We start from the raw sequence: 20,922 nt of genomic DNA, 5'->3' as shown, positions 1-20,922 counted from the left end.
TTCGCTCTGCTGAATTAAACAATGCTGACAAGTATTCAAAACCCCCTAGTTAAAGAAATTCGCAAGCTGCACAGCTCGAAGGGACGCAGGGAACAACAATTATTTTTACTCGAAGGGACGCACTTGCTGGAAGAAGCTTGCGCTGCCAAATACCCGCTAGCAACGGTTTGCTGCACTCCCGAATGGCTGGATCAGCATGGGGAACTTTGGGAGCAAGTTGGTAATTTAGCCGATCGCACAGAATTAGTAAGTGCAAAAGTGTTAGAGTCGATCGCCACTACAGTCCAACCCGACGGCATTGTCGCCACCGCACCCCGCACTGCAACAGAGCCCGCAAAATTGTCAACTTTAGGAATAGCCCTAGAAACAATCCAAGATCCCGGCAACTTGGGGGCGATCGTCCGCACGGCTGCGGCTGCTAATGCCGACGGTTTGCTGCTGAGCGCAGACAGCGCCGATTTAGACCATCCCAAAGTGCTGCGCGCCTCCGCAGGAGCTTGGTTTAAGCTGCCAATGGCAGTCAGTCCCGATTTAACCGCCGAAGTCTCTGCATATAAAAATCGAGGAATGCAAATTTTAGCAACCGTCGCCGGGGCCAGTTTAAGTTATTGGGAAGTAGATTTGCGAGTGCCGACTCTGATAGTTTTGGGTAACGAAGGCTCTGGTTTGTCGGAAGAATTGAGGAGTTTGGCCGATCGACAAATCCAAATTCCCCTGAGTCGTGGCGTAGAATCTTTAAATGTGTCGATCGCCGCAGCCCTCATCTTGTACGAAGCTCAACGGCAAAGAAGTCAATCGATTTTAGATTTTAGATTTTAGATTTTAGATTGAAGCATTGAGCCCACGGATAAATTCGGGGGCCAGTTTATCCGATACAGGTTTTTTATTTCTGGACGGATGAATCCGGGGGCTTGTCTCCTGGATGTTTTCGGTCATTAGTCATTAGTCATTAGTCATTAGTCATTATCTGTTGGGGCGGGTTCATCAATATCTGTAACTTCATATTCAGGGCAGCCACGGGGGGCAGCCCCTACAAGATAATGAAACAGCCGTGCCCCTCTACCAATCTCCCCCTCTGAGATGTGGCGGCTTTTGTTTATATTGATGCAAACTGTAAAGCCAGGAAATCGGGTACTCTCGTATCAACAGTCCAGGCTGGCATGAAATAAATATGAAGAAGTGTAGTCAAGTGCTCTCACAAATGTTAAGATTCTTAACATAACGTAGTATTGTGCTCGCCCCAACCAAAACCTAACCTGAGACGGTGCTGACTGGGAGTAGTAGCTAGCTACCATAAAATTAAGCCTCTTTAAAAGGAAGGAAAGCGCAAGTCCCCGCCCGCTTTCCTTCCCAGCTAAAGCTAGGGGTTTGCGACTACCGCAAACCTTTAGAGGCACAGATCCTCAGCGGGAAAAGCTCATGAAAACTCTTAAGTCCTCAGATACAGATTCTGTTCGCGCTTACTTGCGGGAAATCGGCCGCGTTCCCTTGTTGACCCATGAGCAAGAAATACTCTACGGGAAACAGGTACAGCGCTCCACCGCACTGCATCAGGAGAAAAATATTTTAGCCGAAGAGTTAGGCCGCGACCCGACGGCGGCTGAATGGGCACAGGCAGTTGGGCTGTCTGAGGCACAGTTGCAGCGGACGATCGAACACGGGGAAAGGGCAAAGCGCCAAATGGTGGAAGCGAATCTCCGCCTGGTAGTGTCTGTTGCCAAGAAATATATCAAGCGCAACGTAGATTTACTGGATCTAATTCAGGAAGGCACGATCGGGATGCAGCGGGGAGTAGAAAAATTTGACCCGACTAAGGGCTACAGATTTTCTACTTATGCTTATTGGTGGATTCGTCAGGCAATTACTCGGGCGATCGCCGAAAAAGGCCGCACCATCCGCTTGCCGATCCACATCACCGAAAAGCTCAACAAAATTAAAAAGGCTCAGCGCCAACTTGCTCAACAGCTCGGCCGCGCGGCCACGGCTGCTGAATTGGCATCAGAGCTAGAATTGACTCCCAAACAGATTCGCGAATATCTCGATCGGGCGCGCCTGCCACTTTCCCTGGACTTGCGCGTGGGAGACAATCAAGATACAGAGTTGGGCGATTTGTTGGAAGATACCGGTACTACGCCAGAAGATTTTGCCCTGCAATCTTCCCTGCGGACTGACTTAGACCACCTAATGGCGGAACTGACTCAGCAACAGCGAGAAGTGCTCGCGTTGCGGTTCGGTTTAGAAGACGGGCAAACCCTAACTTTGGCCAAAATAGGCGATCGTCTCAACATCAGTCGGGAACGAGTGCGGCAAATAGAACGGGAAGCTTTGACCAAACTCCGCAAGCGCAAGCAAGATATCAACGATTATCTAGCCAGCTAGGTAGATTGGGGATTGGCGATCGGGTCCCCCCCACTTGCAATCCCCAATCTAAAATCGTAAAAACCGCCGCTTTTAATTCGGTTGTGCCCACTTGGTTGCTATGACTGTCCTGCTACATTAGTAATTACTTAGTAATAAAGATCAGCAGCCATCAGATAAGGGTTATTTAATTTAACCGCCCGCGTCTAACATAACAAGCTGTTTCTGAAACGGAGGTACTCGTGAGCAACTCATCTAATAAATCCCCAGAATTCTTTGAAGAAGACGGAGAAAATGCCAACTTATTATGGCAATACGTGCAGTCAATGGCTCCCGACACAGTTTCTCAGTTGTCTAAGCCGACTTCTCACGAAGTGTTTCAAGTAATGGAGCGAAATATTGTTGGACTATTGGGGAATTTGCCTTCGGAACACTTCGGGGTGACAGTGACTACCAGTCGCGAACATTTGGGTAGATTGCTCGCCTCGGCTATGATTAGCGGTTATTTTCTGAAAAATGCCGAACAGCGAATGACTTTTGAAAAGTCGATACAAGCCAGTGAGAGACATGGCTCAGATGATTAGTAGATTCTTAACATTTAAGTGATCCAAGTGTCAAGCCCCCCCTCGCAAGATGGGGGCTTAATATTTTAGATTTTAGATTTTAGATTTTAGATTTTAGAGGGTTGATTTTAGATTAAATAATTGAAGAATTATTGATATTATTCTTACATTTCCAATTTCCAATTCCCAATTCTCAATTCCCCATTCCTAATTAATATGTCTGTTTCTCCTGTTGCCCACAAAGTTATCGGCGTTGCTGCAATCTGGAACGATCGCCAACAAATTTTGATTGACAAGCGCCGACAACATGGGCTACACGGGGGTTTCTGGGAGTTTCCGGGCGGTAAAATAGAGCCTGGGGAAACGATCGAAGCTTGCATAGAACGGGAAATTATGGAGGAGTTGGGGATTGTCGTAGAAGTTGGCGATCGCTTGATTACAATTGACCACGACTACACTAAATTTACAGTTAGACTATACGTGCACCACTGCCGCCACGTCAGCGGGGAACCGCAAACGATCGAATGCGAGGAAATTCGCTGGGTGACACTCGACGAAATTGACCAATTTACTTTTCCCAAAGCAAACGAACAGATTATTGCTGCACTGCGGAAAACTTGAGCTGTATACCAGAAATAAGAAGCAATAAGCAATCTTCCGCAAGGGTTTTAGGAATTAAGAACGTCCTAACCGTCGGGCGCGGTTGCTGTAATATCAAATTCGGTTGCTACTGACAACTGACAACGGACAACTGACAACTGACAACTGACAACTGACAACGGACAACTGACAACTGACAACTGACAACGGACAACTGACAAGTGACAACTGACAACTGACAACTGACAACGGACAACGGACAACTGACAACGGACAACGGACAACGGACAACGGACAACTGACAACTGACAACTGACAACTGACAACTGACAACTGACAACGGACAACGGACAACGGACAACTGACAACTGACAACTGACAACTGACAGCTAACTTTTATTTTTGGACGGGCAGAGTAAAGTGAAAACAACTGCCTCTATCGGGTACAGAGTCTACCCAAATTTGACCGTAGTGGGCGCGGATGATGCCTTGACACAGAGACAGTCCAATGCCGTAACCGTCTGTTGATTTATCTCGCTGCAAGCGAAAGCTGTCTTCAAAAATGCTCGCGCAATCTTCTTCAGGAATTCCCGGCCCGCTGTTGCAAATGCTGACTTGAACTTTGTAAGCGGTGCGGTGGAGAATTGAAAGATTAACAGTTCCTTGGTCTGGCGTGTACTTGCTGGCGTTGTCAAGCAGGTTGACGATGACTTGTTTGATGCGATCGGGATCGGCATAAACTAAGGGCAAATCGGCGGGAATGTCTGTTTCTAAGTTCAGACTTTTCGCCTGAAATTTGTCTTGAAACTGCAGGATTACATCTTGACAAATCGCTCCCAGTTCGATTCTTTTTGGTTCAATGTGGAGTTGAGCGTTTGTACCCCGGGCTGCTTGCAGGATATCTGTAATCATACGATCGACAATTCGGATTTGGCGGCGGGCTTGTTTCATCAAATGAGCCGCCAGACTCGGTGTCAAACGCGACTTTTCCCCCTCCTTCACCTTCTGACTTGACTCCAAAGTCTCCAAAGCCAAAGATGCTGCCGTCAAGGGATTACGCAAGTCGTGAGCTAGCATCGCAATAATCCGGTCTTTCAACTGCAACTGCTCTTGGAGGTGTTCTTTTTCCTGTTTGAGGCGAAAAACTTCATCAGAAAGCTGCACAAGTTCAGCGGCGCAAGCAACGGAATAGATGGGTTTTGAGTCAGTCAGGGTTTCAGCAAGAGCTGGGGCCGACTGTTGCTGAGCTGCGTATTCCTCTACAGAACGCTTCCAGCGGGGCCACCAGTGTTCGAGTTGGGCGATCAAATTGCTGCCGGCGAGAGTTTGTCGCGGATCGGGATGAATTTTGAGCAGCGAGGGAGTGGCTACAAGTTTAAAGTGTTCGGCTAAATCGGGCTGTTCTCCTACGTCAATGATTTGAAGCTCAAAGTCGCACTCTGCCTTCAAATCCTTTAGGGACTTGCGGATGTGTCTGGTCTGTTCCCTGGAAGAGGAACGCTTGTCTACAAACAGCAAAAGCTGTAAAAGCGGTGCAGAATTGGCCGGCTGTTCGGGAGAACAGTCAGTGCCGCTGGTGGCTGGTGTTGGATGGACGCTGTTGAGCTTTTCGATCGGGTGAAAATAATTGAGCATTGCCGAGCCGAGTTATTTCACTTCTACTTTAATTTAATACTTACTTTAGATTTATGCTATTGTCCGATAATTTCATTACAAGCGGGCAGATGATATTTTTGAGATGGAAGAAAAATGAGTCGCTGCGGGTGGTGGTTCAAGTGGCGGCCGCCTTTTTTGTGCTGTGCCTGTTGCTGACGCTGCACCGCTACTACAGCTTTTACGCTACTTACGACCAAGGCATTTTCAATCAACTTTTTTGGAACGGCACTCGGGGTCACTTGTTTGAGAGTTCCCTCTCTTCGGCGTTGTCCACTAATGTGGTTCACCAAAACCAGCTCCCGGAGGTATCTTACTACCGGTTGGGGCAGCATTTCACCCCGGCGCTAATGCTGTGGCTGCCAATTTACTCGCTGTTTCCCTCGCCGGTCACTTTGACGGTGTTGCAGGTGACTTTAATTACGGCGGCTGGAGGAGTGCTCTATGCTCTCGCCAGACACTATCTGGAACCGAGGCTGTCGGCGACAATTGTTGTCAGCTATTACTGCGCTAACGCGGTCATCGGCCCGACTATGGGCAATTTTCACGATGTTTGTCAAATTCCGCTGTATGTCTTTGGCTTGCTGCTGGCAATGGAGAAGCGCTGGTGGCCATTGTTTGGGATTCTGGCAACTTTAATTTTGGCCGTGCGAGAAGATGGGGGAGTTGTTTTATTTGGCGTTGGAGTTTACCTGATTTTGAGCCGGCGCTACCCTCGGACTGGTTTGGCTGTCTGCATACTCAGTTTTGGTTATATGATCGTCCTGACCAATCTGATTATGCCTTTGTTTTCTGCTGATATATCGCAGCGGTTCATGATGGAGCGCTTCGGTCAATATGCCGAGGGAGATGAAGCTTCTACTCTAGAAATTATTTGGGGAATGGTGAGCAATCCCTGGCGGTTGGTGGCTCAATTATTTACGCCGTTTTTTGCTAAGATTAGATACCTGCTTGGCCAGTGGTTGCCATTAGCTTTGGTGCCAGCTTTCGCGCCTGCGTCTTGGATGATAGCTGGATTTCCGCTACTGAAGCTATTTTTAGCGAAAGGAGAGTCGGTGCTGGCGATTAATATTCGCTATGCGATGACTGTGGTTCCAGGGCTTTTTTATGGGGCGATTCTGTGGTGGGCCCAGCGTCAAAAGGAAGAAGATAGAATGGTGAGAGAGGAAAAAATGTTCTTGCGTTTTCCTTCTGCTTTATTTCCTCTGCCTTCGTCTTCAAAGTTTCGCCGCTTTTGGGGATTTTGCATCTGTTTGTCGCTATTTTTTACCTTCACTTCTAACCCAAATCGGACTTTTTCTTGGATTTTGCCCGATGCGATCGATCCTTGGGTGCAGGTTCCTCTCGTCAGACAATGGCAGCACGTTTTGCAAGTGCGGCCGCTATTGGCTCAAATTCCTCCTGATGCTAGCGTGGCAGCTACGAATACTATTGTGCCGATTTTGTCAAGCAGACGGGAAATTCTCAGGTTTCCGATGTTGGAACTCCGCAATGATGCGGGGAAGGCAGTGAAGATGCAATATGTAATTGCCGATCTCTGGCAGTTGCAGCAGTATCAGGCTGCGTTTCGCACGGAACGGGGACAGTTGCGGGAGATCGTACCGGCGATCGATCGAATGTCCAAATCTGGAGAGTACGGAATTGTTGGCTTTGAAGACGGTGCGATTTTGATGCGTCAGGGTGCTGTTTCTAATTCTGCATCGGTTGCTGCTTGGACCAGTTTTCGCCGCGAATTGGAGCCGATTTTGAAGAAACGGTAAGCTGGTAGCCACGATCGCCATTGCTTCCCTCAGTGGCTCAAATCTTGAGGAAACCTGTTTTTTTCAGGTAATGGCGATCGAGCAATTTCATGCAAAAACCCGGTTGAGGCATGATTTTCTGTCTTTGTTGCTGCCAAAAGTCAGGCATTGGGCATCAACTTGCGTTCAACTCAAAATTAAGGTTGATAATTATACAATAAGTCTGTTAATCCTAAACATTAAGATATATAAAAGCTTTGGAGGGGAGAAAGATGAAAATTTTGGTATTGGCATGGGAGTTTCCTCCCAGAATCGTAGGCGGTATCGCCCGCCACGTATCGGAACTATATCCAGAATTGGTGAAGCTGGGACACGAAATTCACTTAATTACAGTAGAGTTCGGCCACGCGCCGATGTACGAAGTGGTGGAAGGAATACGTGTGCATCGGGTGGTGGTGGGGCACGCTAGGGACTTTTTTCACTGGGTGGCGAACCTCAACCAAAGCATGGGCCACCAAGGCGGGAAACTGATGCTTGAGGAAGGCCCTTTTGATATCATCCACGCTCACGATTGGTTAGTGGGAGATGCAGCGATCGCCCTCAAGCATACCTTTAAAGTACCGCTAATTGCCACCATCCACGCCACCGAATACGGGCGCTTCAACGGCATCCACAATGAAGGGCAGCGCTACATTAACGCCAAGGAAAACGACCTCGCTTACAATGCTTGGCGAGTAATTGTTTGCAGTGATTATATGCGGCGGGAAGCCGAACGGGTACTATCGACTCCGTGGAACAAAATAGAGGTAATTTACAACGGAATTAGATCGGAGAAAAAGCCCCGCTGGCACGAATTTGACGCGATGGATTTCCGCCGCAGGTTTGCTGCTGATGATGAGAAAATTGTCTATTATGTAGGAAGAATTAGCTATGAAAAAGGCATTGGTGTATTTTTGAATGCTGCACCTAAAGTAATTTGGGAAATGGGGGGGAAAGCGAAAATTGTAATTGTTGGTGGCGGCAATACAGACCATCTCAAACATTTAGCTTGGCATTTAGGAATTTGGAATAAGTGTTATTTTACTGGGTTCATGTTTGAGGAACATCTTGACAAATTCCAGACGGTGGCTGACTGCGCGGTTTTCCCCAGTCTTTACGAACCTTTTGGGATTGTAGCGTTAGAAAGCTTTGCTGCAAGAGTGCCTGTGGTGGTTTCGGATGCGGGCGGACTTCCAGAGGTGGTGTTGCACACTAAAACTGGCGTTGTTACTGAGGCAAACAATCGGGATTCTTTGGCCTGGGGAATTTTGGAGGTTTTGAAAAATCCGGGTTACGCGCAGTGGTTGGTTGACAATGCTTATCAGGATTTGGAACGCCGGTTTAGTTGGCCGAAGTTGGCGATAGAAACCCAGTGGGTTTATGAACGGGTGGTGGAGGAAAGGGCTGAGGTTGATTGGTAAGAATGTTGACAGTTGACAGTTGACAGTTGACAGTTGACAGTTGACAGTTGACAGTTGACGGTTGACGGTTGACAGTGAGTCGAATATGGGAGCATCTCATATTTGTAAAAACACTTCTTCTGGCTCCTTCCTTCTTCCTCTTTTCTCCTGGCTCCTGACTCCTGACTCCTAACTCCAATTTCTAGCTTGGCGGCAAAAGTGAGATGCTCTCGTCGAATATCAAGTTTTTTTGGTGCAAATCTTAAGGATTTGTAACACAATGATAGAGACACTCGAACTTACTTTGAGTGCACTCGGAAGATTTAAAGGGAATTAGCATCTTGAATATTTTTAGGGAAATCGATCCCCAACCCAGACGCAGCTTACTGATTTTATTCACCGCAGGCCTGCTATTCTGGTCGAGTTTGGCTTCGCTACTGCCAACTTTGCCGCTGTATGTTCAATTTGTGGGCGGCACAAAACAGCAAATTGGCTTTGTGATGGGTGCATTTGCGATCGGACTTTTGCTATCGAGGCCACAATTGGGCAAAATAGCCGACAGCAGGGGGCGAAAACAAGTTTTGCTTCTAGGTGCGTCAGTTGCTGCGATCGCCCCTTTGGGCTACCTGTTAACTCAATCTATCCCCTTACTGTTACTTATTCGCGTTTTTCACGGCATTAGTATCGCCGCTTTTACTACAGCTTACAGCGCTTTGGTAACAGATTTGTCGCCACCAGGAAAGCGGGGCGAATTAATCGGTAACATGAGCTTGGTGAATCCTATTGGTCTAGCAGTTGGGCCGGCTATTGGCGGATTTGTGCAAGCTTGGGTTGGTTATACTCCTTTGTTTGCGATGTCGGCGGCTTTCGCTGCAACGGCTGTATTTTTTACCTGCCAAATTGCGGAACCTAATTTTGCAGATTTAACAAAATCGGACTCGCTATCTGAGGACAAAAATAGCCAAAAATACTGGAAAATGCTCTGGAATCCGAGAGTGCGGATTCCGGCTTTAGTGTTATTGGTGGTTGGTTTAGTATTTGGAACTTTGAGCACTTTTATGCCTTTGTTTATCCAAGAAACCAAGGCTAATTTGAATCCAGGATTATTTTATTCTACGGCGGCTATCGCCAGTTTCGGTATACGGTTGCTCACGGGACGGGCTTCGGACAAATACGGTCGCGGCTTGTTTATTTCGGGTGGCTTAATCTGTTATGCCGTATCTATGTTATTGTTGTATTTTGCTAACAACACCAGTGCTTTTTTAATAGCAGCTTTGGTTGAAGGTTGCGCTGGCGGTACGGTTTTGCCGATGATGGTAACGCTGATGTCGGACAGGTGCGAACCTCATGAAAGGGGCCGCTTGTTTTCGCTTTGTATTGGCGGATTTGATTTGGGTATTGCGATTGCGGGGCCGACTTTAGGCTTTGTGGCTGAACAAGTTGGCTACAGAAATATGTTTGGTTTTGCGGCTGGACTCGCTGGCTTGGCTTTGCTGATTTTTATTACTCAGTCTAGCAAGGGCTTGTCTAATTCGATGAAATTTGCGATCGGTCGAGGCAAAGATGTTTATGCTTTGCATCGATGATATAACAGAAGCAAGAAGGAAGAGGCAATCGTGGGACTTACCAAAAAACCCGGTTTCTCCCAAAAATCGTGAATCTATGCGACAGATATTGAGACAGAAACCGGGTTTTTGTTCCCGCGCAGCATTCTGAAAAACAGGCAAGATGCCTGTTCCACAAAGAGTGAGTTTTCTGTAAAAGGTACAAATTAAAAAAGTTCTGAGTTTTAAATCGTGAGCTGAATTAATTTCTTAATTCAAAACTCAGAAGTCAAAACTCAGAACTCACAGCTTATAACGTTTGTCAATGGGCTTGGAGGGATTCGAACCCCCGACCTCATGGTTCGTAGCCATGCACTCTATCCAACTAAGCTACAAGCCCCTGTTGAGTTCAGATTTAATCTAAAATTGATTAAGTTCTTTTCTCACAGAATCTAACAGTAACACCATTACCAAAATAATGCAAGACCTTTCGCAAACTTTTTCTAAATTGCCCGATGTGGCACAGCTAACTCACCTCGACAACAGCGGGGAAGCCCAAATGGTGGACGTTTCGGCGAAGGTGCCGACTGTGCGGCAAGCTGTGGCTGCTGGCCGGGTGCGGATGCTGCCGGAGACGTTTGCGGCGATTGAAGCGGGGAATGCGCCGAAAGGTGATGTGTTGGGTACTGCAAGGCTGGCTGGAATTATGGCGGCGAAACAGACTGCACATTTGATTCCTCTGTGTCACCCTCTGCCGCTGAGTAGCGTGGAGGTGCAGGTGATGCCGGATGCTGAGTTGCCGGGGTATCAAATTCGGGCGACGGTGAAAATTAAGGCGGAAACAGGGGTGGAAATGGAGGCGCTGACGGCGGTTTCGGTGGCGGCGCTGACTTTGTATGATATGGCGAAAGGATTGGAAAAGTCGATCGCCATTGAGTCAATTCGCCTGGTGAGTAAAAGTGGCGGCAAGTCTGGAGACTATGAAAATGTAGAGGCATAAGTTTCCTGCCGAAAGAGGGATGCAGCATTCAAAAAGCTGCACTTATGATTAAAATAGGCACTGAACTACTAATATCCAGTGAAAAACTATGCCTCCTCGTTGGCCCCGCAAACCCGATCGCAATGATCCAGAGTACCGCCGTTTAGATGACCGGATGAATTTTGCTATCCACGTCGGTCTGTTTTCTGCTACCAATTCTGGTTTGTGGTTTGTTCACAATTTGCAAAAGGCTGATTGGCCTTGGGCAATTTCGGTAACGGGTGGATGGGCTCTAGTAGTTTTGGCCCACGCGATTTACCATTTTGCGATCGCCGATTATTCGCCCCTCACTAAAGATTCGGGCTGAAGGCAGTTGGCGGCGATTTGTTAAGTCTTTTGATTGATAACAAATAACTTTCGGCTTTTTTGATATGGCTAATACTACACAGGCGATCGAATCCTTAGCAGCCGAAATTGGCGAAAATGTCTACATTGACATTGCCAAGTGGCATTTGTATCTCAATGATGCCCACCTGCATACAGTTGTTGCTGAACAACTTTACCGGATGCTGGAAGATGGCGATTTAGATGCTGACAAAGTTGCACAAGTTTTGCAAGGAATTCCTGTCAAGTTGGGCGGCGGCAAGCGGGAAGTGCCGCTTGCCGATTTGATTCCGATGCAGTGTCAAGTTCAGTTGATGGATGTGCTTGAGGAATTTCAGCGGAAGATGTAGTAAAGGGCGGGTTTTGTACGCAGATTGTGGGCGTTGTGCCTGGTAGTTCGCCCTTAACCCGCCCCGACAATTTTATTTATTTGCGAAAACGCCCGCGAATGCGATCGACAAACATATCAACTTCCGGCAACTTCATCTGACTGACAAACAGGGCAAAAACCCCTAACCCTACAAAACTTGCCACACTCAACTGCACTAATTGAATTACCAAACCTTCAGTACCCAAAACTCTTTGACACGCTTGCAGAGTAGCCAAGGTAACGAAAGCAGTTAGAGAACTGCCCGAAGTTAACCCCAGAAAAGGCAAACTCCACTCCCCCCAAGGCAGGCCACCCAGCTTTTTATTTAAACAGTACAAAAGCATAATCATCGAAATAAGATTCACTCCCACCGTCGCCAAAACTAATCCGGGCGCGCCAAAGGCTCCTACTAACAAATAATCCAAAAGACCGTTTAAAAAGATATTGATTATACTGATGCGAAAAGGGGTTTCTCCGTCTCCCAAAGCGTAAAATACCCGTACCAAAACGTCGCGTCCCAAATACACAAACATTCCAATACTGTAAGCCATCAATATCGGCGTGACAAACTGCGACGCCGATCGATCGAAAGCATAGCGCTCGTAAACCACGCGGACGATCGGCCCAGCCAGCGTTACCATTAAAGCGCTCAGCGGCAGCATCGTAAGGGCCGTCAAAATCAAAGATTGACGAATTCGAGCTTTTAATTCCGGCCAATCTCTCGGATCGGTGAGGCGAGAAAATATCGGTAGAAATGGCACTAAAATTACATTAGAAATAATGCCTAAAGGCGTCATAACTAACAAGCCGCTGTAACCCATCGCAGAGGCAGCTTGAGGGATGTAGGATGCGAAAAATAGGTCAGTATAAACATTAATTTGTAGCATTCCTGATGATAAGGTCGCAGGAACCATCACCTTAATTACTTCTGGCACTCCCGGCCGTTTAAAATTAAACCGCAAACGCAATGTTCCCAAGCCGGCGCGCCACTGCGCCACCAGTTGCACCAACCACTGCAAAACTGCGCCCGCTAAAGTTCCCCAAGCTAACACTAAGCCGCCCATTAGTGCGAATTCTGGCTGAATAATTTTGTCTCCGAGTTGCAGTGCGAGAATCCCCAAACCGCCGACAAGTGCAACGCTGGAAAATAAAGGACTAATCGAAGGCAGCCAGTACATATCGGCAGCGTTGAGAGTGCCGAAACCAATGCCGATTAAGCCTGAAAGTAATGCCATCGGCGCCATAATCCGAAATTGCTGGACGGCAATTGCTTTAATTTGTAAGCCTTCTGCTGTTCTATTTAATCCCGGTGCCACCAAATCGATCAGCGGATCGGCAAAAATAACTAAAGCGACTGTTACCAACAGCAACAAGCCGCCGACTAAGGTGGTGATAGTCTCGACTAAGGGTGCTGCTTCTTTTTTATCCCGGCGGGCTAAAACACTGACTATGGCGCTGTGAAATGGCCCGTTAATCCCTCCGAGCAAAATAAATAAGAAACCAGGGATGACGTAGGCGTAGTTGTAGGCATCGACGGCGACACCGACTCCAAAGGCTGCGGCGATCGCAATTTGGCGCACCAATCCAAAGACTTTGCTAATTAGAGTGGCGAGTGCGACAATGCCGGCAATCCCTGCGAGGGAACGAGAGGGCTTCTGTAATTGGGACACAAATGGTTACAAACGCTAATGCTAAAAGGATTCACTTATTTTAATCGCGAATCGGGAGAATGATAACATGAATTCCGAAAACTTCTATTCCCAATTACCTTTACTGGACAATTTTATCAAGATTACCGATCTGGGTAATTTTGTTGACGTACCTGATGATTGGTACATTGTTGTCACAGATATTCGCGGTTCTACAAAAGCGATTGAAGCTGGAAAATACAAAGAAGTTAACTTATTGGGGGCTTGTTCAATCGTTGCTGTTTTGAATATCGCCGGCAAAACTGAGATTCCGTTTGTGTTTGGTGGCGACGGCGCTTCTCTTTTAATGGGGCCATCGCTTTTACCCGCTGCTAAGATTGCTTTGCGGGCCACTCAACAAATGGCTAAGACTCAATTTGACATGGATTTGCGAGTTGGGGCCGTCCCGGTTCAAGTTGTGGCAGCTAATTATCCGGTTAAAATAGCTAAGTTTAAAGTTTCAGAAAATTACAGCCAAGCTGTTTTTAGTGGCGGCGGCTTAACTCGTGCTACTGAACTTATTAAAGATCCGGCGCCTGGTAATATTTACAGTATTAAAAATAAGGGCATTTCTGCAACAGCCGATTTTTCGGGATTGGAATGCCGGTGGCAGGATATTCCCAGCAAGTATGGGGAAATAGTAACGCTGCTGGTAATGGTGCGAGAAGATTTTGGTCAGCAAAGTCATCAATTATATAGAAAAATTATCAAAAAAATTAACTACATTTACGGCAAGGAAAATTGTTTAAATCCTATCGATCGTAAAAATCTTAAATTGACACTTAATAGCACAAAGCTGATTAAAGAAACTCTAGTTAGGGCGAGCAATGCTAGTTGGTTAGACCGCCAGATGTATTTATCAAAAATACAGTTAGAGACGGCGCTTGGTTCGCTACTAATGAATTTGAAGGTTAAGACAGAAGAGTTAGATTGGGGAGTTTATAAAGATATTGCGATCGCAGCTACGGATTACCGCAAATTTGATGATATGTTGAGAATGGTAATTTCGGGCAATGAGTGGCGGCGAAAAAAATTGACGGGGTACTTGGAAAGGAATTACCGAGAAGGCAAGCTGGTTTACGGTTTGCACGTTTCTGACAGAGCGTTGATGACTTGTCTGGTGTTTGAACGCAACGGTCGCCAAGTGCATTTTATAGACGGTGCTGATGGAGGTTATGCTTTAGCTGCTAAGGATATGAAACAAAGAATGCAGGACTAAAGTCCTTACTACAAACCGTCGTTTCATGCTATGATGCCTCACTCTAAAATCTAAAATCTAAAACCTAAAATCGAATGACAGACTTAATTTACAAATATCCTCCTCTTTTACCCGGAATTCTCATCAAACGTTACAAGCGATTTTTTGCCGAAATAGAACTAGATTCGGGAGAAATCATCACCGCGCACTGTCCGAATACGGGCCCGATGACAGGTGTTTTGATTCCCGGCAATCCAGTGCTAGTATCTCCCAGCGACAATCCTAAACGCAAGTTAGCTTATACTTGGGAATTAATTAAAGTGTGCGACACTGTGCCAACTTGGGTGGGAGTTAATACTGGGCTGCCAAATCGAGTAGTTAAATTAGCTTTGGAATTGAAATTGTTTCCAGAGTTGGGCAATTACAATTTAATTCAACCGGAGGTTGTTTACGGCACTGATAAAAAAAGTAGAGTGGATTTTTGGCTAACTGGTGAGGAAAAACCGATTTTTCTGGAAGTGAAAAATACAACTTGGGTAAAAGAGGAGTTGGCTTTATTTCCCGATACAGTGACGGAGAGGGGACAGAAACATTTGAGAGAATTGATGGAAGTGGTGCGGCAGGGTTCGAGGGCTGTAATGCTGTATTTTATTAATCGCGGGGATTGTACGGATTTTGCTCCGGGGGATAGTGCCGATCGCCTTTACGGAGAATTGTTCAGACAGGCTATAAGTGAAGGTGTAGAGGTTTTGCCTTGTCGGTTTGACGTGACACCGGAAGGTGTTCGGTATTTGGGATTGGCGAAGCTAAATCTTTATAGCCTTTAATCGTAGTGAAAAAGTGGGATTTTATAAGTTTACTAATACTGCAATAAACTTTCCTTGACCTTTCATTAAAACTAATAGTTCGCTCGCGCTTGACTAAATAAGTTTTTGGCGGATGAACAATAACTTCACAATCAGGCGTACTCCCACTTTGAGGAGAAGACGCTCATATTCATAAAAAATACTCGGTAAGTGGGAAACGAGCGTGGCTTCAGCCCGCTCGTGGAAAACGACACGGCGATTTCAATCGCCTTGAATCCCCTTGCGGGGTTAGAGGGGTATGGTTGCCCCTCTATGGAGATATGGTTGTCTCCGAGTCCCTTTCGGGTAATGTTAGCTTCGCCAAGGTTATAAGAGCTTTTTAGACCTGCAACACTGTCGAGCGTGACTTTAAGACTGTTTAATTGCTTCGGACAGAGCGGAAAACTAGCTTCGCATTCGCCGGTGTCGTGACTCAAAGAACGTAGTCAGTTAAGACTTAGGCTGGTCAGAATAGCTTGTAATTTCTTACAAGCTCAGTGGCTTTAGCCCTGAGTTCCTGACAATAAATTTCCTCTCAACATCAGGCGATATTTCGTACAATACACTATGTAGCATCTAATAAAAAAGAGCGATCGCACTATGGGAATGACTCTGACCGAAAAAATATTAGCCAAAGCATCAGGCCGCACTAAAGTCGAGCCCGGAGAAAATATTTGGGTAGAAACAGACGTGTTGATGACCCACGATGTCTGCGGGCCCGGCACCATCGGCGTTTTCAAACGCGAATTCGGTGAGAATGCTAAAGTCTGGAACCCTGACAAAATCGTCCTCATTCCTGACCACTACATTTTCACGAACGACGAACGCGCTAACCGCAACGTCGATATTCTCCGCGATTTTGCCGCCGAACAAGGGATAAAATACTTTTACGACATCACGGATCGATCGGACTTCAAAGCAAATCCCGACTACAAAGGAGTTTGCCACATCGCGCTAGCACAAGAAGGCCACACCAGACCAGGGGAAGTGCTCTTCGGCACAGATTCCCACACCTGCAATGCCGGCGCTTTCGGACAATTTGCCACTGGTATCGGCAATACAGACGCGGCTTTTATCATGGGAACCGGCAAACTGTTAATCAAAGTTCCCGCAACCATGCGCTTTGTACTCAACGGCGAACTGCCGGATTATTTGTTAGCAAAAGACCTAATTTTGCAGATTATTGGTGATATTAGCGTTGCCGGTGCTAACTACCGGACAATGGAATTTGCGGGCGATACAGTTGAGCGTTTGACGATGGAAGAACGGATGACGCTGTGCAATATGGTGATTGAAGCTGGCGGTAAAAACGGCACGGTTGCGCCGGACAAAACTACGTTTGATTACGTTACTTCGCGGACTGATAAAGCCTTCGATTCATTTTACAGCGATGGGGATGCTAAATTTTATAGCGATCGCACCTACGATGTCACCCAATTAGAACCAGTCGTCGCCAAACCGCACTCTCCCGACAACCGCGACTTAGCGCGCAACTGTCGCGATGTCAAGATCGATCGAGTTTACATCGGTTCCTGCACCGGCGGCAAAACCTCCGACTTTCTGAATGCCGCCCGCATTCTGAAAGGAAATCAAGTCAAAGTTCCGACTTATTTAGTACCAGCAACTCAGAAAGTTTACGAAGATTTGTTTGTCACAAAATACGATGGTCAAACGCTTTCGGAAATCTTCTTAGCTGCTGGCTGCATCGAACCCGCAGCGCCTTCTTGCGCCGCTTGTTTGGGCGGCCCGAAAGATACTTTTGGGCGGATGAACGAACCAGAAATTTGTGTATCTACAACTAACCGCAATTTCCCCGGCCGCATGGGGAATAAAGAAGCGCAAGTTTATCTAGCTTCGCCTTATACGGCGGCCGCTTCTGCGCTGACTGGGTATGTCACAGATCCGCGCGAATTCCTGTGTTAGAAGTTGTTAGCGATGTTTAGAATCTTAGATCCTCCACTTCTTAAAGAAGTCGAGGATCTGGGTATTCTGTTTTTTTAGATGGATTTACCGAGCGCTGAACGTGACAGCGATCGGCTAGTTAGAATAAAATAACAATAACTATCTAAGCAGATGAGCGGTAAAATACATAAGTATGTCATTGTTCGTTAAACGTCGCAATTCGCTTGCGCTTATGATAGCTTTACATTCTGTTGCATACCAAAGTTTATTGCACCTACCTACTTATCTCAAATCTAAAAACTCATGATAAATCATAATATTTATCGTAAGGTGGTCACCACATTGGCCCTAATTGCTATTACCCTATCATGCAGTTCAACCAAGATAGTAACTCAAGCACAGAAAAAAGCAGAAAAGCTACAGCCACAGGTTGCTTACGACGATTTAATCGTTGACCCTGAATCAGAATATATTATGATTCCAGTTATCCTATCTAGCGATGAAAAAAAAAATGGACACAATCCTATCTCATCAAAATTAAGTTTTTCAAGGGGCAGTCGTATGATTGGTTATAATATGATTTTTTATAACAAAACTAACGGAGAATCTAATATTCTATTAAATAGAAAAGCGTTAATATCTAAATTTGAATATTTGCCAGGTAAAAAAGATATAGAAAATCCCAGCCATCAAAATGAACAAACAAATCAACCGAAGCAAAATCCCTCAAAAAAAGTATCCAGCAAGCCTCAGAATCAATTGCTGTTGTTTCATATCATAGATAGCGACACAAATGCTGATGGCAAACTTGACAGGGCGGACGCAATTATTGGATATTTATCTAACTTGGCAGGCAAATCGCTTCAGGCAATCACTCCGCCCGATACCCAGTTAATGAGTTGGGTATTTGATAAAAAGAGCGGCGGGATTTTTGTTACAATTAGAAAAGACTCCGATGGCGATCGCAAATTTACCGAAAAAGATGATATCGATTTTGTCCGAGTTAATGTCAGCAAACCCAATGTTGGCAAAGAGATAATCGACGGTAAAACTCGGCAAAAATTGCAAAAAAATATTCTTAGTTCAAAGTAAACATAAGGTGCACACCCTACTTGAATTGACAGGAGATTTACTTTGAAAACACTATTTTTGGCTTGGCAAAGCCCGGACAGCGGTTCTTGGTTTCCGATTGGTCGATTGACATTTAACGGTAAAGAATACCAGTTCAATTATACAAATGGTGTTCTAGAAGCTAAACTTAAGTGCGGGTTTCAACCTTTGCCATCTTTCCCGGATTTCAATAATGTTTACACTTCACAGAAACTGTTTGCGTTGTTTTCTAATCGAGTGATGGCGCGATCGCGCCCTGACTACCCTGAATTTGTACAGTGGTTGAATATCCCTGAACACGAACATGACCCAATTGCTTTATTGGCGCGCAGCGGAGGCAAACGGGTAACTGATAAATTTGAAGTGTTCCCTTGTCCTGAACCGGATGAAAATGGACGTTACTGTATCCATTTTTTTGCAGATGGACTGCGATACCTTTCAAAGTCGGCAATTGAACGGATTCATCGGCTTCAAGTGGGCGAACTTTTGTATTTAGCCCACGAATTTAAAAATCCGCGCCCTTCTCGTCTGCTTCTGTGTACTAAAGATCACTGGATTGTCGGCTATTGTCAGCGCTATCTGGTGGATGATATTTTTGAAATTATTTCGCAGCATCCAGAATTGGTTCGCGTAGAAGTTGATCGCGTCAATCAACCCCCAACGCCGCTACAATTCCGCTTGCTGTGCAAGATGACTGCCGATTGCCAGCAAGGCTTTCGCCTCTTCTCCAGTCAGATGTACCAGCCGGTTAGCAGTGATGTTTTAGCTGCAAGTGCGATCGGATAATCAGCAACAATAAGTAAAATTACGATCGCACAATTAGGAAAAAAGTCAAGTTAATTATTGTGAATTGAATACAGAAGATTGCACAATTTATACAAATAATTGGCTCACTCTTGACATTTTTTCCATAATAGAGTATGTTTGAGCTAATTTATCGATTCCCAATTCCGCAGTCTCAGTTTAAGCCCAGAGAATTTATGAAAGTTAGAGCTACACGTTGCTAATGATTTCCATTAGTATTGTGGCGCTTAGTGAAACAAATTCGAGTTCTAATTTTTAGAATTAGAACTCGTAGGGGTGTGAAATAGACAGATCAGAAACTTCCGAGAATTGTGAGTATGAACAAAAAAATAAAGATTGGGGTTGCTGAAGCTTTTGGTACTTTTGTGTTGGTATTAGGTGGATGTGGCAGTGCGGTTTTAGCTGGAGACAAAATCGGCTTTTTGGGAGTGTCGATCGCCTTTGGTCTATCCCTCTTAATCATGGTTTATACCATCGGCCCTATCTCTGGATGCCACATTAATCCGGCGGTAAGTATCGGTTTAGTAGTTGCGAAACTGATCGATGCTGTTTTGCTTCCTTATTATATAGGAGGTCAGATTGTAGGGGGAATTTTAGGCGGTCTTGTTTTGTACTTGATAGCATCAGGAAAACCTGGTTTTGATGCGGCGGCTTCGGGATTTGCGTCTAATGGTTTTGCAGAACATTCTCCCACGGGTTACGGACTTTTGGCAGCAGCTTTGACGGAAGTTGTACTGACTGCTTTTCTGTTATTTACAATCATGGGTACTACCCATCCCAAATATCCCGTCGGTTTGGGCGGAATTCCGATCGGCTTGATGCTGGTGTTGATTCACTTAGTCGGAATTCCCATAACCAATACTTCAGTTAACCCAGCTAGAAGTATCGGTGTCGCACTTTTTCAAGGCGGATGGGCAATCCAACAGTTATGGGCGTTTATTGTATTCCCTGTGATGGGTGGAATTATCGGCGTTTTGGCTTATAATTTCATTAAACCCACTCTGGAAGAAATTTGAGCGAAAATCATAAATAAACCGGGTTTATTGAATTTTTTAGGGTGGTAGAATTCATCCGGCAACTTAAGAAACCCGGTTTGTCGATCGCACAACTTGATAAAATTGCAAGTATATTGCAAGTATTCGGTAAATAGGTGCCATGATTACGATCGTGATGGGAGTCTCCGGTTCCGGCAAAACTACTGTTGGCAAGTTGCTGGCGCAATCTCTCAACTGGGATTTCAGCGATGCTGACGATTTTCACCCATCAGCTAATATCGATAAAATGAGTCGGGGCATTCCTTTAGAAGATGCGGATCGCCTTCCTTGGCTGTTACAATTGCAAGGTACAATAGACAGGTGGCTGTTAGAAAATAAAAATGTGGTTTTGGCTTGTTCTGCTTTAAAAACATCTTACCGCGAACTGCTCTACCGAGACCAAAAGCGCATGAAGATAGTTTATCTAAAATGTTCTTTTCAGCTATTAGCCGCAAGGTTAAAAAATCGCGAAAACCACTACATGAAAGCAGACTTGCTGTTAAGTCAGTTAGACAGTCTCGAAGAACCCGAAGATGCAATTATCATAGATGCTTCGCAGCCACTAGAGTTAATTGTGCGCCAAATTAAAAATCATCTGATGTGCGGTTAATTGCCCCAAATAAAACCTATAGCCTTTCGAGTTCTCATATGAGGTACTCATGGGCATAGGGCATAGGGCATAGGGCATAGGGCATAGGGCATAGGGCATAGG

General features: G+C 45.7%; 19 protein-coding genes and 1 tRNA gene. 17 read left to right on the top strand and 3 right to left on the bottom strand.

Going from position 1 to position 20,922, the window contains the following annotated elements:
- Positions 1–21: 21 nt before the first annotated feature.
- From QUB04_RS16210 to mutT, 4 genes are all read left to right on the top strand, one after another.
- Positions 22–819: an RNA methyltransferase gene (locus QUB04_RS16210; RefSeq protein WP_333285807.1), complete on the top strand. Its 798-nt coding sequence runs from the start codon at positions 22–24 to the stop codon at positions 817–819.
- Between the two features lie 600 nt (positions 820–1,419).
- On the top strand, positions 1,420–2,379 hold the full coding sequence (locus QUB04_RS16205) for an RNA polymerase sigma factor, RpoD/SigA family (protein WP_190661889.1): 960 nt from the start codon (positions 1,420–1,422) through the stop codon (positions 2,377–2,379).
- Between the two features lie 221 nt (positions 2,380–2,600).
- Complete coding sequence (locus QUB04_RS16200; protein ID WP_172187001.1) at positions 2,601–2,942, top strand: DUF760 domain-containing protein; 342 nt, start codon at positions 2,601–2,603, stop codon at positions 2,940–2,942.
- Positions 2,943–3,137: 195 nt separating this feature from the next.
- Positions 3,138–3,542: an 8-oxo-dGTP diphosphatase MutT gene (gene mutT / locus QUB04_RS16195; RefSeq protein ID WP_333285805.1), complete on the top strand. Its 405-nt coding sequence runs from the start codon at positions 3,138–3,140 to the stop codon at positions 3,540–3,542.
- A 375-nt stretch (positions 3,543–3,917) separates the two neighbouring features.
- Here mutT and QUB04_RS16190 read toward each other — a convergent pair whose 3' ends face one another.
- Positions 3,918–5,156: a histidine kinase gene (locus tag QUB04_RS16190; RefSeq protein ID WP_333285803.1), complete on the bottom strand. Its 1,239-nt coding sequence runs from the start codon at positions 5,154–5,156 to the stop codon at positions 3,918–3,920.
- A gap of 89 nt (positions 5,157–5,245) precedes the next feature.
- Here QUB04_RS16190 and QUB04_RS16185 point away from each other — a divergent pair, with 89 nt between their 5' ends.
- The 3 genes from QUB04_RS16185 (at position 5,246) to QUB04_RS16175 (ending at position 9,938) form a co-directional block, all read left to right on the top strand.
- The gene (locus QUB04_RS16185) at positions 5,246–6,934 is read left to right on the top strand and encodes a DUF2079 domain-containing protein (protein WP_333285801.1); all 1,689 of its coding nucleotides are present in this window, start codon (positions 5,246–5,248) and stop codon (positions 6,932–6,934) included.
- Between the two features lie 251 nt (positions 6,935–7,185).
- Positions 7,186–8,373, top strand: a complete 1,188-nt coding sequence (locus tag QUB04_RS16180; protein ID WP_333285798.1) for a glycosyltransferase family 4 protein — start codon at positions 7,186–7,188, stop codon at positions 8,371–8,373.
- 320 nt (positions 8,374–8,693) lie between these two features.
- Complete coding sequence (locus QUB04_RS16175) at positions 8,694–9,938, top strand: MFS transporter (protein ID WP_333285796.1); 1,245 nt, start codon at positions 8,694–8,696, stop codon at positions 9,936–9,938.
- A 284-nt stretch (positions 9,939–10,222) separates the two neighbouring features.
- Here QUB04_RS16175 and QUB04_RS16170 read toward each other — a convergent pair.
- Positions 10,223–10,296 (bottom strand) — tRNA-Arg (locus QUB04_RS16170).
- 78 nt (positions 10,297–10,374) lie between these two features.
- On the opposite strand from QUB04_RS16170, the gene moaC reads away from it, so the two are divergent.
- From moaC to QUB04_RS16155, 3 genes are all read left to right on the top strand, one after another.
- Entirely contained in the window at positions 10,375–10,896 is a 522-nt protein-coding gene (gene moaC / locus QUB04_RS16165) for a cyclic pyranopterin monophosphate synthase MoaC (protein ID WP_333285794.1), read from the top strand.
- Positions 10,897–10,984: 88 nt separating this feature from the next.
- Positions 10,985–11,242, top strand: a complete 258-nt coding sequence (locus tag QUB04_RS16160) for a 2TM domain-containing protein (RefSeq protein ID WP_006633890.1) — start codon at positions 10,985–10,987, stop codon at positions 11,240–11,242.
- Positions 11,243–11,306: 64 nt separating this feature from the next.
- Positions 11,307–11,609 (top strand): DUF3181 family protein, encoded by a 303-nt coding sequence (locus QUB04_RS16155; protein ID WP_333285792.1) that lies wholly within the window; start codon positions 11,307–11,309, stop codon positions 11,607–11,609.
- Between the two features lie 76 nt (positions 11,610–11,685).
- On the opposite strand, the gene murJ is transcribed toward QUB04_RS16155, so the two are convergent.
- Complete coding sequence (gene murJ / locus QUB04_RS16150) at positions 11,686–13,299, bottom strand: murein biosynthesis integral membrane protein MurJ (protein ID WP_333285791.1); 1,614 nt, start codon at positions 13,297–13,299, stop codon at positions 11,686–11,688.
- A gap of 67 nt (positions 13,300–13,366) precedes the next feature.
- Here murJ and QUB04_RS16145 point away from each other — a divergent pair, with 67 nt between their 5' ends.
- From QUB04_RS16145 to QUB04_RS16115, 7 genes are all read left to right on the top strand, one after another.
- On the top strand, positions 13,367–14,536 hold the full coding sequence (locus QUB04_RS16145; protein ID WP_333285790.1) for a DUF3095 domain-containing protein: 1,170 nt from the start codon (positions 13,367–13,369) through the stop codon (positions 14,534–14,536).
- 74 nt (positions 14,537–14,610) lie between these two features.
- Positions 14,611–15,342: a DNA/RNA nuclease SfsA gene (gene sfsA / locus QUB04_RS16140; RefSeq protein ID WP_333285788.1), complete on the top strand. Its 732-nt coding sequence runs from the start codon at positions 14,611–14,613 to the stop codon at positions 15,340–15,342.
- Between the two features lie 618 nt (positions 15,343–15,960).
- The gene (locus tag QUB04_RS16135; RefSeq protein WP_333285787.1) at positions 15,961–17,283 is read left to right on the top strand and encodes a 3-isopropylmalate dehydratase large subunit; all 1,323 of its coding nucleotides are present in this window, start codon (positions 15,961–15,963) and stop codon (positions 17,281–17,283) included.
- Between the two features lie 282 nt (positions 17,284–17,565).
- Positions 17,566–18,354 carry a hypothetical protein gene (locus QUB04_RS16130; protein ID WP_333285785.1) on the top strand — a complete coding sequence of 263 codons (789 nt, stop codon included), beginning with the start codon at positions 17,566–17,568 and terminating at the stop codon, positions 18,352–18,354.
- A gap of 42 nt (positions 18,355–18,396) precedes the next feature.
- Positions 18,397–19,158: a DNA-binding protein gene (locus QUB04_RS16125; RefSeq protein ID WP_333285783.1), complete on the top strand. Its 762-nt coding sequence runs from the start codon at positions 18,397–18,399 to the stop codon at positions 19,156–19,158.
- A gap of 335 nt (positions 19,159–19,493) precedes the next feature.
- Complete coding sequence (gene aqpZ / locus QUB04_RS16120) at positions 19,494–20,192, top strand: aquaporin Z (protein WP_333285781.1); 699 nt, start codon at positions 19,494–19,496, stop codon at positions 20,190–20,192.
- A gap of 139 nt (positions 20,193–20,331) precedes the next feature.
- Positions 20,332–20,820 (top strand): gluconokinase, encoded by a 489-nt coding sequence (locus tag QUB04_RS16115; RefSeq protein ID WP_333285779.1) that lies wholly within the window; start codon positions 20,332–20,334, stop codon positions 20,818–20,820.
- Positions 20,821–20,922: the final 102 nt, after the last annotated feature.

The sequence above is a fragment of the Microcoleus sp. D2_18a_B4 genome, assembly GCF_036702475.1.
In the GTDB taxonomy this organism is placed as follows: Bacteria; Cyanobacteriota; Cyanobacteriia; order Cyanobacteriales; family Microcoleaceae; genus Microcoleus.
This window is presented reverse-complemented; position numbering and strand designations above follow the sequence as displayed.